Source organism: Dyella sp. (assembly GCF_051962475.1).
Classification (GTDB): Bacteria; Pseudomonadota; Gammaproteobacteria; order Xanthomonadales; family Rhodanobacteraceae; genus Dyella_A.
In genome coordinates this window covers 16,287-29,683 of the sequence record NZ_JBQCCF010000003.1, presented here as the reverse complement: position 1 = coordinate 29,683, position 13,397 = coordinate 16,287, and the positions used below count along the sequence as shown (strand labels likewise).

General features: G+C 69.7%; 11 protein-coding genes. 5 read left to right on the top strand and 6 right to left on the bottom strand.

From position 1 onward, the window contains the following. Positions 1-7 precede the first annotated feature (7 nt). Genes ACTHJF_RS00160 through ACTHJF_RS00145 form a run of 4 tightly spaced genes read right to left on the bottom strand, consistent with a single transcriptional unit; the run spans position 8 to position 5,431 of the window. Complete coding sequence (locus tag ACTHJF_RS00160; protein WP_440265269.1) at positions 8-1,411, bottom strand: MBL fold metallo-hydrolase RNA specificity domain-containing protein; 1,404 nt, start codon at positions 1,409-1,411, stop codon at positions 8-10. Next, entirely contained in the window at positions 1,408-3,921 is a 2,514-nt protein-coding gene (locus tag ACTHJF_RS00155) for a thymidine phosphorylase (RefSeq protein WP_440265268.1), read from the bottom strand. The genes ACTHJF_RS00160 and ACTHJF_RS00155 overlap by 4 nt, the downstream gene beginning before the upstream one ends. Positions 3,922-3,932: 11 nt before the next feature. Next, positions 3,933-4,844, bottom strand: a complete 912-nt coding sequence (locus tag ACTHJF_RS00150; protein WP_440265267.1) for a universal stress protein — start codon at positions 4,842-4,844, stop codon at positions 3,933-3,935. Positions 4,845-4,849: 5 nt separating this feature from the next. Next, on the bottom strand, positions 4,850-5,431 hold the full coding sequence (locus ACTHJF_RS00145; RefSeq protein ID WP_440265266.1) for an N-acetyltransferase family protein: 582 nt from the start codon (positions 5,429-5,431) through the stop codon (positions 4,850-4,852). A 170-nt stretch (positions 5,432-5,601) separates the two neighbouring features. Between ACTHJF_RS00145 and ACTHJF_RS00140 the strand changes: the two genes are divergently transcribed. The 5 genes from ACTHJF_RS00140 (at position 5,602) to ACTHJF_RS00120 (ending at position 9,822) form a co-directional block, all read left to right on the top strand. Further along, entirely contained in the window at positions 5,602-6,078 is a 477-nt protein-coding gene (locus tag ACTHJF_RS00140; RefSeq protein WP_440265265.1) for an OsmC family protein, read from the top strand. A gap of 121 nt (positions 6,079-6,199) precedes the next feature. After that, positions 6,200-6,817, top strand: a complete 618-nt coding sequence (locus tag ACTHJF_RS00135; RefSeq protein WP_440265264.1) for an OmpW/AlkL family protein — start codon at positions 6,200-6,202, stop codon at positions 6,815-6,817. Positions 6,818-6,861: 44 nt separating this feature from the next. Next, positions 6,862-8,472 (top strand): cytochrome ubiquinol oxidase subunit I, encoded by a 1,611-nt coding sequence (locus tag ACTHJF_RS00130; protein ID WP_440265263.1) that lies wholly within the window; start codon positions 6,862-6,864, stop codon positions 8,470-8,472. Between the two features lie 3 nt (positions 8,473-8,475). After that, positions 8,476-9,609 carry a cytochrome d ubiquinol oxidase subunit II gene (cydB, locus tag ACTHJF_RS00125; RefSeq protein WP_440265262.1) on the top strand — a complete coding sequence of 378 codons (1,134 nt, stop codon included), beginning with the start codon at positions 8,476-8,478 and terminating at the stop codon, positions 9,607-9,609. A 9-nt stretch (positions 9,610-9,618) separates the two neighbouring features. Next, on the top strand, positions 9,619-9,822 hold the full coding sequence (locus ACTHJF_RS00120; protein ID WP_440265261.1) for a hypothetical protein: 204 nt from the start codon (positions 9,619-9,621) through the stop codon (positions 9,820-9,822). 57 nt (positions 9,823-9,879) lie between these two features. Here the strand turns inward: ACTHJF_RS00120 and cydC are convergent, their stop codons facing one another. After that, positions 9,880-11,640, bottom strand: coding sequence for a thiol reductant ABC exporter subunit CydC (cydC, locus tag ACTHJF_RS00115; RefSeq protein WP_440265260.1), 1,761 nt, complete (start codon positions 11,638-11,640; stop codon positions 9,880-9,882). Further along, positions 11,637-13,382, bottom strand: coding sequence for a thiol reductant ABC exporter subunit CydD (gene cydD / locus ACTHJF_RS00110; RefSeq protein WP_440265259.1), 1,746 nt, complete (start codon positions 13,380-13,382; stop codon positions 11,637-11,639). The genes cydC and cydD overlap by 4 nt, the downstream gene beginning before the upstream one ends. Between the last annotated feature and the right edge of the window lie 15 nt (positions 13,383-13,397).

Genomic DNA, 13,397 nt, shown 5'->3' with positions numbered 1-13,397 from the left:
GCGCCGATCAATCCAGCAGGATCGGCTCGTGCATCCCCGGCATCTGGCTGGAGATGCCCAACTGGTCCAGCCGTTCGCGCATCACCTGCATGCCCACGTCGTAGTCGCCGTGCACCAGCAGCACCTTACGCCGCGGTGAGTGGCCCAGCCAGTGCAGCAGCCCGGCCTGGTCCGCGTGGGCGGAGAAGCCGTTAATGGTCCAGATCTGCGCGCGCACGCGGATCTCCTCGTTGAAGATGCGCACGCTCTCGGCGCCATCCACGATGCGGCGCGCCAGCGTGCCGTGCGCGGCATAGCCGACGAACACCACGCTGCAGCGCTCGCGCCACAGGTTGTGCTTCAGGTGGTGGCGCACGCGTCCGCCGTTGCACATGCCGGAGCCGGCGAGAATCACCGCGCCGCCCTCCATCCGGTTGATCGCCATCGACTCGGCCGTTTCGCGGGCGAAGTGCAGGTTCGGCATGGCGAACGGGTCGCCGTGCTGCAGTTCCTGGCGGAAGCCGTCGTCGAAGCATTCCGGATGCCGGCGGAAGATTTCGGTGGCGGAGATCGCCATCGGCGAGTCGAGAAACACCGAGGTGTGCGCGGGAATGTGGCCGTCGCGGATGCCCCGGTGCAGGTAGTAGAGGATCTCCTGCGCACGCTCCAGCGCGAAGGTGGGGATAATCACGTTGCCGTGCCTTGCCACCGTCTCGCGGATCGCCTGGTACAGCTCGTCGACGGTATCGGGCAGCGAGCGGTGCGGCCGGTTGCCGTAGGTGGTTTCCATCACCACGTAGTCGGCGGCAGGCGCCGGCACCGGGTCGCGCAGCAGCGGGCGCCCCGGGTTGCCCTGGTCGCCGGAGAACACGATGCGGCGCACCTGCTCGCCGTCGTCCAGGCTGAGCAGGATCGAGGCCGAGCCCAGGATGTGCCCGGCATCCAGGAACTGCGCCTGCACGCCCGGCGCCAGCGGCACAATCTCGCCGTAGGCTACCGGGCTGGCGAAGTAGTCCAGCGCGTGCAACGCATCGTCGAGCGTGTACAGCGGGGTGCTGGCGGCCTCGTCGCGACGCCGTCCGCTGCGCTGGGCGCGGCGGGCGTCCTCTTCCTGCAATCCGGCGGCATCGAGCAGCACCACGCGGGCCAGGTCGCGGGTGGCCGAGGTGGCCAGGATGCGTCCGCGAAACCCATCGCGTACCAGCTTGGGTATGCGCCCGCAGTGGTCCAGGTGCGCGTGCGTGAGCAGCAGCACGTCCACGCTGGCCGGCTCGAAGCCGAACGACTCAGCGTTGGCGCGTTCCTCCTCGTCGCTGCCCTGGAACAGGCCGCAGTCGATCAGGACGCTCAGCGTGCCGAAGCGCACGAGGTGGCACGAGCCGGTGACCTGCTTGGCGGCGCCATGCGCGCTGTAGACGATATGCCGGTTCATGGCGGGGATCTCCGTAGGGAAGAGGGCGGCGCGCGCAGGCGGCCCCCGCAGCGTTCGAGCATGACCTGCGCCAGCTCCTCGCTCAGGTCGATCTGCGATTGCGGCGAGGCGATGGTGTTACTCACCACCACGCGGGCGGCACCGGCGGCGTGCAGCGCCTCCAGCGCGCCATTGGCAAAGATGCCGTGCACGCCCACGCAGACCGGCGGCGGCAGCGGCTGGTCGCGCAGGCATTGCACGGTGGCGATCATGGTGTGGCCGCTGGCGATGATGTCGTCCAGCACCACCGGGGTATGGCCCGCATAGCGGTCGAGCGCGGGCAGGGTGATGCGTACGTCGCGATCGCCATAGCGTTGCTTGGCGGCAACCACGCAGGGCGCTTCGAGCATCCGCGCCACCGCGTTCACCCACTGCGCGCTTTCGCCGTCCGGCCCGATCAGCAGCGGCTGCGGCACCTCCTGCGCGATCCAGCGCGCCAGACGTTGCGCTGCATGCACCACGTACCCGTCCAGCGGATACACGTCGCCGAGGCGGCGATAACGGTGCAGGTGCGGGTCCACCGTGACCAGCCAGTTGAAGGCGCCGCCGAGCAACTGGCCGAACACCCGCGCCGACACCGCTTCGCCCTCGTGGAAGCGCGTGTCCTGGCGCATGTAGGCGAGGTAGGGCGCCACCAGCCCCACCCGCGAGGCGCCCAGTTCGCGCGCTGTGGCCGCGGCCATCGTCAGCGGCAGCAGCTTGGGGTCGGGGTGGTCCAGCGTGCAGACGAACACCGCCACGCTGCGCAACTGCGGCGGCTCGATGCGCACGCGGCTCTCGCCGTCGGGGAAGCGGTGTACCTGCACCACCCGCCGCGGCAAGCCGCTGTGCCAGGCCAGCCGGTCGGCCATCTCCTCGTTGCCGGGTAGGGCGTAGATGGCGCTCACCACGCCTCCTCCAGGCAGACGATGGCGGGATGTCGCGCCACGTATTCCATGGCGTAGGCCAGCTCGCCGGGGCTTTGCGCGTGCACGGTGAACAGCGGTTGGCCGGTGCTGACCCGGTCGCGTCCGTGCACCTGCAGAGTGAGCCCGGCCAGGGGGGGCGGAAGGCGCGCCGGCCAGCTTCGCCACGCGCGACAGGCGCCGGTTGTCGATCGCCGTCACCACGCCGTCGCGCGGTGCCAGCACCGGCTGCTGCCACGGCGCGCTGCCGGGCACGCGCAGCCCGCCCTGAGCGGTGCAGATCGCCTGGAACTGCACCCAGGCGCGCCCGGAATCCAGGCATTCGGTGGCCATCTTCAAGGCCTGCGCCGTGCCGGCCAGGCCGCCGGTTTCCAGCACGGCCGCGGCGATCTGCAGGGCGCGGGCGCGCAGGTCGGCCGGCGCGTCGGCGTGGTTCTGCAGCACCGCGAGCACGTCGTGTGCCTCCAGCGCCGGGCCGATGCCGCGGCCGATCGGCTCGCGGCCGTCGCTGAGCAGCACGCGCAGTTGCAGGCCGAAGGCCGCGGTCACCTGTTCCAGCAGCAACTGCAGCGCGCGCGCCTCGGCCTCGCTACGGATCTTCGCGGTCGGTCCCACGGGTACGTCGATGACCACGTGGGTGGAGCCGGCAGCGATCTTCTTGGACAGCACCGAGGCCACCAGCTGGCCGGCGCTGTCCACATCCAGCGCCCGTTCTACCCGGATCAGCACGTCGTCGGCGGGGGCAAGGTTCATCGCGCCGCCCCACACGATGCAGCCGCCGCAGCGCTCGACGGTGTGGCGCATGTGGACCAGATCCAGCTCCACTGGCGCGAGCATGGCCATGGTGTCGGCGGTGCCGGCCGGCGAGGTGATCGCGCGCGAGGAGGTCTTGGGCATCACCAGGCCCAGCGCGGTGACGATCGCCACCACCACCGGCGTGGTGCGATTACCGGCCAGCCCGCCGATGCAGTGCTTGTCCACCACCGTGGACTGCGGCCAGCGCAGCCGGGCGCCGGTATCGACCATGGCGCGGGTCAGCGCGATCACCTCGTCGGTGGCGAGATGGTCGCCGCTGCAGGCGGTGATGAAGGCGGCCAGCTCCAGATGGCTGTAGCGATGGTCGACGATGTCGCGCACGATCGCGTGCAACTGCGTGTCGTCGAGCGTGCGGCCGTAGATCTTCGCCCGCACGCTGGCGAGCGACTCGACGCTGGCCGGGTGGGCGATCACCACGTGCTCGTGCGGCTGCGGCTGCAGCGTGTGCCATGCCGATTCGCACAGCCCGGCCTCGTCTGGCGCCAACAGTTCGCCGTGCACGATGGCCAGCGTGGCCAGCAACTGGCGCGCGCCGATGCGCAACTGCACGCGGGCATGGGCGCCGAGGCCTTCGCTGCGGCAGATCGGCGAGGCGTGGTGCAGGTAGACGACGTGTTCGGCGCCGGTGTCGATGCCCAGCCGCCGCAGCCGGTCGCCGCCCACGGTAGGGCGGTGCGTGATGGTGCCGGGATCCGTGCCGATCTCCATCGACCCGCCTTCGCGCGGTGGCGCGTGCTGTCCGGTGGCCACGAGGAACCGCCCTAATGTCGCATCAGCACGGCCAGCGGTGCATGTGCCAACACATGGCGCGTAGCGCCGCCGAGGATGCGCTCGCGTACCGGCGAATGGCTGTAGCCGCCCATCACCAACAGATCCGAGCGGTCGTGCACGGTGGCCGCGAGCAGGGCTTCGCCGGCGTGGGAGGGCGTGGTGCGCAGCGTCTTGCGTTGGGCTGCGATGCCGTGGCGGGCGAGGTAGCGCACGGGGTCGAAATCCGGCGCTGGCTCGTACGTATCGTCGGGCGAGCGCGCCCTGGCCCCGTCGATCAGGGTGACGTGCTCGGCCGCATGCAGAAACGGCAGGGCCGCGTGCATCGCCCGGGTGGCCTCGATGCTGCCGTTCCAGCCGATCGCCACGCGCGGGAACAGGCCGCTGCGGTCGGCGCTGTCGGTGGGTAGCAGCAGGCAGGGCATTCGACAGCCCAGCAGGGCCTGGCCGAAATGCTCGAACGGGTCGTCACCGGCAAAGGCGTCGCGCGCCAGGATCACCAGGTCGTGCCAGGCGCCGAGCCGGTGCAGCGTCTCGGCCAGGCCGCCGCGGCAGGACACCCAGTCAGCACGGGTGGCACCGCCAGCGAGGGCGAGACGGGCGAAGGACGTCGCGTCGGCGGCCGACTCATGGGGCTCGTCCACACGTTCGAGCAGGGCCAGCACGGTCGGCTCGTGGGCGTGTCCGGTGGGTTCGGCCGGCAGCCGGCAACCGGAGAGCCGGCTGCCCCAGCGGGCGGCCAGACCGATGCCGGCAAGCCACGCCGCGTGCGATACGCCCTGGCGCACGGCCAGTATGTCGGTGGGCCAGCCGTGGTTGCGCACGGTCGGCATGCCCGCACCGTGCGCCGCGCCGGCAGTGGGCTGCGTCAGCGGCGGCACGGGGCGGGCATCCGAGTCGGACACGCGCGTCACAACGAGAGCGTGTGGATGACCTGGCTGCCGTCATCCGGGTCGATATGGCGCTCGAAGCCCAGATGATGGGCCAGCTCGCGCATCGGCTCGTTGTCGGCCGTGTCGATCGAGAACATCTGCTTGAAGCCGTTGCGCCTGGCCAGCTGGATCAGGTGCTGCATCAGCAGTACACCGAGCCCGCGGTGGCGCCAGTCGTCGGCCACGGTCACGGCGCACTCGCAGCGCTTGCCGTCGTCGGTGGCGCTGTAGCGGCTCACGCCGACCTCGCGCAGCCTGCCGTTGTCGTGGGCGAGCGCCACAAACGCCATCTGCTCGGGGTAGTGCAGTTCCATCAGCTGCTTGAGCAGCGCAGGGCTGGCCTGCTTGAAATCACACAGGAAGCGCAGCCGCTTCGACTCGCCGGACAGTCGCGCGATGAAGTCCTCCTCGCGCTCGCGGTCCTCCGCCCGCAGCGGGCGGATCAGCACGCGCGTACCGTCGCGCAGCGCCTCGATCCAGTGGGTGCCCTCCAGGGCTTCGGGCGGAATCGACGAGGACGGCGTCGTCGTCGGGGGGGGAGGCTGGGTGCCAGTGGGCATGAAGGTTTCCTCCAGGGGATGCAGGCACGCGCTGGCCGGGGCGGCCGCACGATGCCCGGTTGTTTTACGCCGCGCATCGGGCGTGCGGCTTGACCTCGATCAAGCGCCGCCGGGCGGTGCGCTGCTCATGTACCTTGATGCCCCTCACGCCCACCCCAGGAACCGCAACCATGAGCGAGACCCAGCAGTTCACCCTCACGCTGACCCAGGAGAGCGACTACGTTTTCCGCATCGCCTTCGACGACACCGCCATGCCGGACCTGATCGCCGACGAGAGCGCGCCGCTCGGCACGGAGCGCGGCCCGAATCCGTCGCGGATGCTGGTGGCGGCGGTGGCCAACTGCCTGAGCGCCAGCCTTCTGTTCGCCTTGCGCAAGTTCAAGAACGCACCGGGCACGCTGGTGACCCGGGCACAGGCCACGCTGGGCCGCAACGCGGCCGGGCGGCTGCGGGTGCAGCACATCGCGGTGACGCTGGAGCTGCCCGAAGCGCTTGTCGACTACCAGCAGCCGGAGCGCCTGCTGGCCCAGTTCGAGCATTTCTGCGTGGTGACCGGCAGCGTCCGCGACGGCATCCCGGTGGAAGTCAGCGTGCGCGATCGCGACGGCGTGCTGGTGCACCACAGTGAGGAAGAGCCGACCGCCTGAATGGCGTGCTGCGGCAGGGCGTCGCAGCAGTGGCTGCAAACTGATCGCGGTCAAGTGGCGCGACGAAGGGAGTCCTGACAATGCACTCCATCTTTCGTCACGACACAAGGGCAAGGCATCCATGAAAGTCTCCGTCATCGCACTGGCCGCACTCACGCTTGCCATCGGTCCGCTCGCCGCGCGCGCCGACTCCTCCGCCTCGTCCCCATGGGTGGTCCGCGTCGGCGTGCACACGGTCAATCCGAAGTCCGACAACGGCACGCTGGCCGGCATGAAGGCCACGATCGGTAGCGACACCCAGCCGACCTTCAGCCTGGAATACCGCTTCGACCCGCACTGGAGCGCCGACGTGCTGGCGGCGGTGCCGTTCAAGCACACCGTGCGCCTTGACGGCACGGCGGCGGCCACCACCAAGCAACTGCCGCCGACGGTCGGGGTGCAATACCGCTTCCTGACCGACGCCGTGGTATCCCCGTTCCTCGGCGTCGGCCTGAACTACACCCGGTTCTTCCAGACCCGGGGCGTGGGGCCGCTGCAGGGCACCCACGTCACCATCGACAGCAGCTTCGGCGCAGCCGCGCACGCCGGCCTCGATTTCCGCATCAACGATCGCTGGCTGGCCACGGCCGATGTACGCTGGATGCGCATTTCCGGGGATGTGCACGTGAACGGTACGCGGGTGGGCAAGGCCACGATCGACCCGCTGGCCTACGGCCTCAGCATCGGCTACCGCTTCTAGTCCGCCGCGATGCCACTTCCGTCGTCTCAACAGGGAACAGGGACATGATCGACAGTACCGTTGTGGAACTCTCGCGGTGGCAGTTTGCGGTCACCGCGCTTTATCACTATCTGTTTGTGCCGCTCACCCTCGGCCTGAGCTTCTTCATCGCCGCGGTGGAGACGGTGTACGTCACCACCGGCCGTGCCATCTACCGCGAGATGGCGGAGTTCTGGAGCAAGCTGTTCGTCATCAACATGGCGCTGGGCATCGCCACCGGCCTGACCATGGAGTTCGAGTTCGGCACCAACTGGTCGTTCTACTCGGGCTTCGTCGGCGACATCTTCGACGCACCGCTGGCGATCGAGGGCCTGATGGCATTCTTCATGGAGTCCACGTTCGTGGGCCTGATGATCTTCGGCTGGAAGCGGCTGACCAAGGTGCAGCACTTGCTGGTGACGTACTTGGTGGCGTTCGGCACCAACCTGTCGGCGCTGTGGATCCTGATCGCCAACAGCTTCATGCAGAACCCGGTGGGCGCGAAGTTCAACCCGGTCACCATGCGCATGGAGCTGAACAGCTTCTCCGAGCTGATCTTCAGCCACGATGCGCAGGCGAAGTTCGTGCACACCAGCATCGCCGGCTACGTCACCGCGGCGATCTTCGTCACCGGCATCAGCGCGTTCTACATGTATCGCAATCGGCACATGGCGATGGCGCGGCGTTCGTTCCGCATGGCGGCGCTGTTCGGCGTGCTGGCGACTGCCGGCGTGATCACCCTGGGCGACGCGCTCGGCTTCGTCGGTGGCCAGGCGCAGCCGTCCAAGCTGGCGGCGATGGAGGCGATGTGGGAGACCGCCCCGGCCCCGGCGCCGTTCAACGTGGTTGCCTGGCCGTCGCAGGACGAGAAGCGCAATCGGTTCGAAGTGCAGGTGCCGTACGTGCTGACCCCGCTGCTCACCCACACGATGACCCAGGAAGTCCCCGGCGTGGACCGTATCGAGGCGGACGCGGCGCGCCGGATCGCCAACGGCATCCCGGCGGTGGCTGCGCTGAAAGTACTCAGCGGTGACCCGACCAATGCCAATGCGCTGGCCAAGTTCAACGCGCACCAGTCCGACCTCGGCTACGGCTTTCTGGTGAAGCGCTACGCCGCCGACCAGGACGTGGAGAAAGCCACCCCGGCGGACATCCAGAAGGCCGCGAACGATGCGGTACCCAACGTCTTCGCGATGTTCTGGAGCTTCCGCGTGATGGTGGGGCTGGGCCTGCTGATGCTCGCCTACTTCGTGCTGGCGGTGATCTATTCGGTGCGCAACGACGTGCAGCACAAGCGCTGGTTCCTGCGCCTGGCGCCGTGGATGATCCCGGTGCCGTTCATCGCCAACGAGTTCGGCTGGCTCACCGCCGAGATCGGCCGTCAGCCCTGGACGGTATACGGCCTGCTGCCGACCTGGATGTCCGCCTCCAGCCACAGCGTCGGCTACATGGTGTTCTCGCTGATCGGCTTCGTCGCCCTGTACACGGTGTTCATCGTGATCGAGATGTTTCTGATGGTGAAGTTCATCAAGAAGGGGCCGCACGACCACGCCGAGCCCCGCCCGGCACCGATACCGCGGTCCGCCGCGGCGGGTGGCCGCGCGACTGCTGTCGCCCTGATGCGCAAGGAGGACTGAGCGATGGAACTGTATTTCGCATTCAAGCTGTTGTGGTGGCTGCTGCTCGGCGTGCTGCTGATGGGTCTGGCGATCATGGTCGGCATGGACATGGGCGTAGGCACGCTGCTGCGCTTCGTGGGGCGTGACGACAACGAACGCCGGGTCTGCCTCAACGCGATCGGCCCGCATTGGGACGGCAACCAGGTGTGGTTCATCCTGGGCGGCGGGGCGATCTTCGCGGCGTTCCCGCTGATCTACGCCACGGCGTTCTCCGGGCTCTACATCGTGATGCTGCTGCTGTTGTGGACGATGATCGTGCGCCCGCTCGGCTTCGAGTACCGCAGCAAGCTGCCCTCGGCCGCCTGGCGCAATGCGTGGGACTGGGCGCTGCTGGTGAGCGGCGCGGTGCCGATGATCATCTACGGCGCCGGCATGGGGAACATGCTGCGCGGCGTGCCGTTCCATTTCGACTGGGACCTGCGCTCGTACTACACCGGCAGCTTCGTGGCGCTGCTCAATCCGTTCGCGGTGCTGTGCGGGCTGCTCTCGCTGTCGCTGTCGATCTACATGGGCGGCGTGATGCTGCTCGGCCGGGCGGGCGGCGCGATCGCCCCCCGCGCGCGCAAGGCAGCGATGGGCGCGGCGGTGGCGGCGATGGGCCTGTTCACGCTCGGCGGCATCTGGGTGTCGACCATGCACGGCTACGTGCTCGACCACGCGCCCGCACCGGGCCTGCCGCAGAACCCGCTGCAGCAGCAGGTGAGCGTGGTGGCTGGCGGACTGCTCGCCAACTTCCATGCGCAGCCGCTGCTGTGGGCGGTGCCCGTGCTGGGCTATGCCGGCATGCTGCTGGGTCTGCTGGCGGTAAGGGCGCGGCGATCGACCCTGGCCTGGTGGCTGGGGGCGCTGGCGTGGATCGGCGTGATCGGCACAGTGGGCGCGGCGCTGTTCCCGTTCCTGATGCCCTCCAGCACCGAGCCCTCGCAGAGCCTGACGATCTGGAATTCGGTCTCCAGCCAGACCACGCTGCTGTGGGCGACCGGCTTCGCCGTGGTGTTCGTGCCGCTGGTGATCTGGTACACGAGCTGGGCCTTCTGGGTGATGCGCGGCGAGGTGGATGCCCGCGCCATCGAACACGACGACCACGCTTACTGAGGGCACGCCATGAAGACGTTTCTGCAGTTCCTGATCTACATGCTGCTGGCTGTGGTGGCGATCGTGATGGGGGTGATCCTGGGCGACTACGGCTCGTGGTACTTCGCCTGGTTTGTGGGCACCGCGATGATCGTGCTGGTGGCCGCAGCCGGCGGCGCCTGGATGGATGCGCACGACGAGACACCCGAGGGCGACGGCGGCACCGCCCGCTGAGGGGAAGGGTAGTGGGGAGGGGCGAAGGGGGCCGGCGACGGTCCCCTTCGTTTTTGGTCAGCCCAGGAGGTCCTGCAAGGCGCGGTACGGCCCATCCACGGTGGCCAGCGCTGCCGGGCTGCCGCGCTGCACGATGCGCCCTTCGTCGAGCACCGCCACCTCGTCCACCAGGCCGGCGAGCGGGCCGAGCTGGTGGGTGATCAGCAGCACCGTGCGGCCGGCCATGGCGCTGGCCAGCGAGTCGTACAGCGCATGGGCGGTAACGGCGTCCAGGCCTTCGGTGGGTTCGTCCAGCAGCAGGATTGGGACGTCCTTGAGCAATGCGCGCGCGATCGCGAGGCGACGCGCCTGGCCGCCGGAAAGGCGCGTGCCGGACTCGCCCAGCGGCGTGTCGTAACCCTGCGGCAGGGCCATGATCACCTCGTGTACGCGGGCGGCGCGGCAGGCGGCTTCGATCGCTTCCGCGTCGGCGTCCGGTCGGGCCAGCAGCAGGTTGTCCAGCACGCTGCCGTTGAACAGGTAGGCGTCCTGCGAGACCACTGCGATGTGGCGGCGGGCATCGTCCGGTGCGTAGTCGCCGAGCGGATGGCCGCCGAGCAGGATCCGGCCCTCCTGGTGATCCCAGAAGCGCGCCAGCAACTGCAGCACGCTGCTCTTGCCCGCGCCGCTGGCGCCAACCAGGGCAGTGCGCGAGCCGGGAGCGAGCGAGAGATCGAAGCCGTCCAGCACCCATGGCAGCGACGCGTCGTAACGGAAGCGCACGCCATCGAACACCACGCCCGCATCGACCGGAACCGGCGACTCGCCCACCGGCGAGCTGACGGCCGGATCGGCATCGACCACGGCAAAGATGCGTCGCGCCGCCGCCAGTTGCTCGCCGAGCATCTGGAACGCCAGCGGCAACGGCGTCACCGCCTCGAACGCGGCCATGGCGAACAGCGCCAGCATCGCCAGTTGCGCCGGGGCAATCGCACCTCGCGCCACCGCCGGGGCGACCGCGATCACCGCCCACCACAGCGCGAGGTTGGCGCACAGGCCGACCGCGCCCGCAGCCAGGCCGGAGAGTCCGCTCAGCGTGCGCTGATCGTCCAGCAGCGTCTCCGACTGCGCCTGCACGCGGGCGTGCCAGCGCGCCTGCGCCCCGTACACGCGCAGCTCGGCGTCGCCGCCCAGGGCGTCGGCCACGGTATTGCGCAGCGCCGCGCGCGTCTGCACCGCGCGGGCGCCGGCAGCCGCACCGCGCCGCTGCAGCCAGCGCGGCAGCCACACGCCGGCCACGCTCAGCAGCAGCGCCGTGCCCAGCGCCACCGGCACGCTGAAGAGCGCCATCACGGCGAGGATCACCACGCTGGCCAGCGCCGCCACCACCAGCGGCACGAACAGCCGCAGGTAGACCTGGTTGAGCGTGTCGATATCGGCCTGGATGCGCGAGAGCAGGTCGGTCGCGCGCAGCGTCTGCAGTCGCGCCGGGGCCAGCGGCTCCAGCCGTTCGTAGAACCACACGCGCAGCTGCGCCAGCAGTCGGAAGGTCGCCTCGTGGGTGACCAGCCGCTCCAGGTATCGCCCGCCGGTGCGCACGAGCGCGAACGCGCGGATCAGCGCCGCCGGCGTGAAGAAGTTGAAGACCACGCCGGCCGCACCGGCCAGCGCCATCGAGGCGATGAAGTGGCCCGACACCGCCAGCAGGCCGACGTTGGCGAGCAGGGCGGCAAGGGCAAGCAAGCTGCCGCCGACCATCCAGCCGGCGTAGGGCCGGAACAAGACGGCCAGGCGGCGCAGGTCGTCGCGGCCCTGCGTGGAGGGGGCGCGCCGCTTCATGCCGGCACCTGCACGGCGGCAAGCAGGTGGGCAAAGGGCCCGGAGCTTGCGCGCAGCTGCGTCATCGGCCCCTGTTCGACCACGCGGCCGGCATCCATCACCACCACGTGCTCGGCCAGGTTCAGCGCGTGTAGCCGGTGGGTCACCAGCAGCACGGTGCGGCCGCGGGCGATCCGCGCCAGCGCGGCGAGTACCTCGCGCTGGCTGTGCGCGTCCAGGTGGGCGGTGGGTTCGTCCAGCAGCAGCACCGGGGCATCCTTGAGCAGCGCCCGTGCCAGCGCCAGGCGCTGGATCTGGCCACCGGAGAGGCCCACGCCGCGCTCGCCCAGCGGCGTGTCGTAGCCCTGCGGTAGCGCTTCGATGAAGGTATCCGCGCCGACCGCGCGCGCCGCTTCGCGTAGCGCGTCGAGATCGGCATCCGGACGGCCCAGGCGCAGGTTGTCTGCGATACTGCCCTCGAACACGTGCGCGCGCTGCGGTACCCAGGCCACGCCGCGCAGCCAGGCGTCGTCGCCGAGGTCGGCGAGGTCGACGTCGTCGAGCCGGATCGCGTCCGCCGTCGGCGCGATGAAGCGCAGCAGCAGATGGAGCAGGGTGCTCTTGCCCGCGCCGCTGGCGCCGACCACGGCGGTTACGCAGCCGGCCGGCGCGGTGAAGCTGCAGCGGTCCAGCGCCACGGTGCCGTCGGGGTAGGTGAAGCTGAGTTCGCGAAACGCCAGTGTGGGTGCGTTCGTAGGCGCCGCCATGCTGCCGGTGCGAGGGGCCGGCGCCGGTTCGGCGAGGATCTGCACCATGCGCTCGGCCGCGCCGATCGCCTCCATGCGCAGGTGATAGACCGCGCCCATGTTGCGCAGCGGCGCGTAGAACTCCGGCGCCAGCAACAGCGCGAACAGGCCCGGCAGGAACGCCAGCTCACCCCACATCAGTCGGAAGCCCACCATCACCGCCACCACCGCGATGCTGACGGTGGCCAGGAATTCCAGCACCACCGAAGACAGGAAGGCGACCCGCAGCACCTGCATGGTGCTGCGCCGGTAGTCGTCCGACACCTGCGCCACCACCGCCGCCTCGCGCTGGCTGGCGCCGAGCAGCTTGAGTGTGGTCAGGCCCTGCAAGGTATCCAGGAAGCGCGCACTGAGAAACGCCAGCACGCGCCACTGCTTCTGGTTGAGCTCCTCGGTGCCCTTGCCGATCATCCACATGAAGAACGGGATCAGCGGCGCGCTCACCAGCATCACCAGGGCCGACACCCAGTCGGCCGGCAGCACCGCGACCGCGATCACCAGCGGCGCCAGCGCGGTCATGCGCATCGTGGGCAGGTAGCGCGCGTAGTAACCCTCCAGCGCCTCCACCCCGCCCACCACACTGTTCACCAGGTCGCCGCGCGCCTGTCCCTGCAGCCAGGCCGGGCCGAGCCGTTGCAGGTGGCCCAGCAGATCCGCGCGCATGGTGCGCCGTATGCTGGCACCGGCCTGGAACGCCACGCGCTCAGCCACACGGGAGAGCACGAAACGCGCCACGAATACCGGCACCAGCGCCGCCAGCGCCCAGGCGATCCGCCGCAGCGGCGCCCCATGCATCACGCCGGCGGCGATCGCCCACGCCACCAGCCAGGCCTGCAGCACCAGCAACACGCCGTTGAGCAGGCCGAGCAGCATCGATCGCCGCAGCGGTGCGCGCACCTGCGGCAGGAAGCTCTTGAGCCAGCTTTCGGGACGCGGCAGATTGGGGGCGGCAGACACGCTTCGGGCACCATC

Excerpts from the sequence above, each read along its gene's own strand:
- ACTHJF_RS00160 (WP_440265269.1), bottom strand. The coding sequence starts at position 1,411 with ATGAACCGGCATATCGTCTACAGCGCGCATGGCGCCGCCAAGCAGGTC.
- cydC (WP_440265260.1), bottom strand. The coding sequence starts at position 11,640 with ATGAAGCGGCGCGCCCCCTCCACGCAGGGCCGCGACGACCTGCGCCGC.
- ACTHJF_RS00135 (WP_440265264.1), top strand. The coding sequence starts at position 6,200 with ATGAAAGTCTCCGTCATCGCACTGGCCGCACTCACGCTTGCCATCGGT.
- ACTHJF_RS00140 (WP_440265265.1), top strand. The coding sequence starts at position 5,602 with ATGAGCGAGACCCAGCAGTTCACCCTCACGCTGACCCAGGAGAGCGAC.
- ACTHJF_RS00130 (WP_440265263.1), top strand. The coding sequence starts at position 6,862 with ATGATCGACAGTACCGTTGTGGAACTCTCGCGGTGGCAGTTTGCGGTC.
- ACTHJF_RS00120 (WP_440265261.1), top strand. The coding sequence starts at position 9,619 with ATGAAGACGTTTCTGCAGTTCCTGATCTACATGCTGCTGGCTGTGGTG.
- cydB (WP_440265262.1), top strand. The coding sequence starts at position 8,476 with ATGGAACTGTATTTCGCATTCAAGCTGTTGTGGTGGCTGCTGCTCGGC.
- ACTHJF_RS00145 (WP_440265266.1), bottom strand. The coding sequence starts at position 5,431 with ATGCCCACTGGCACCCAGCCTCCCCCCCCGACGACGACGCCGTCCTCG.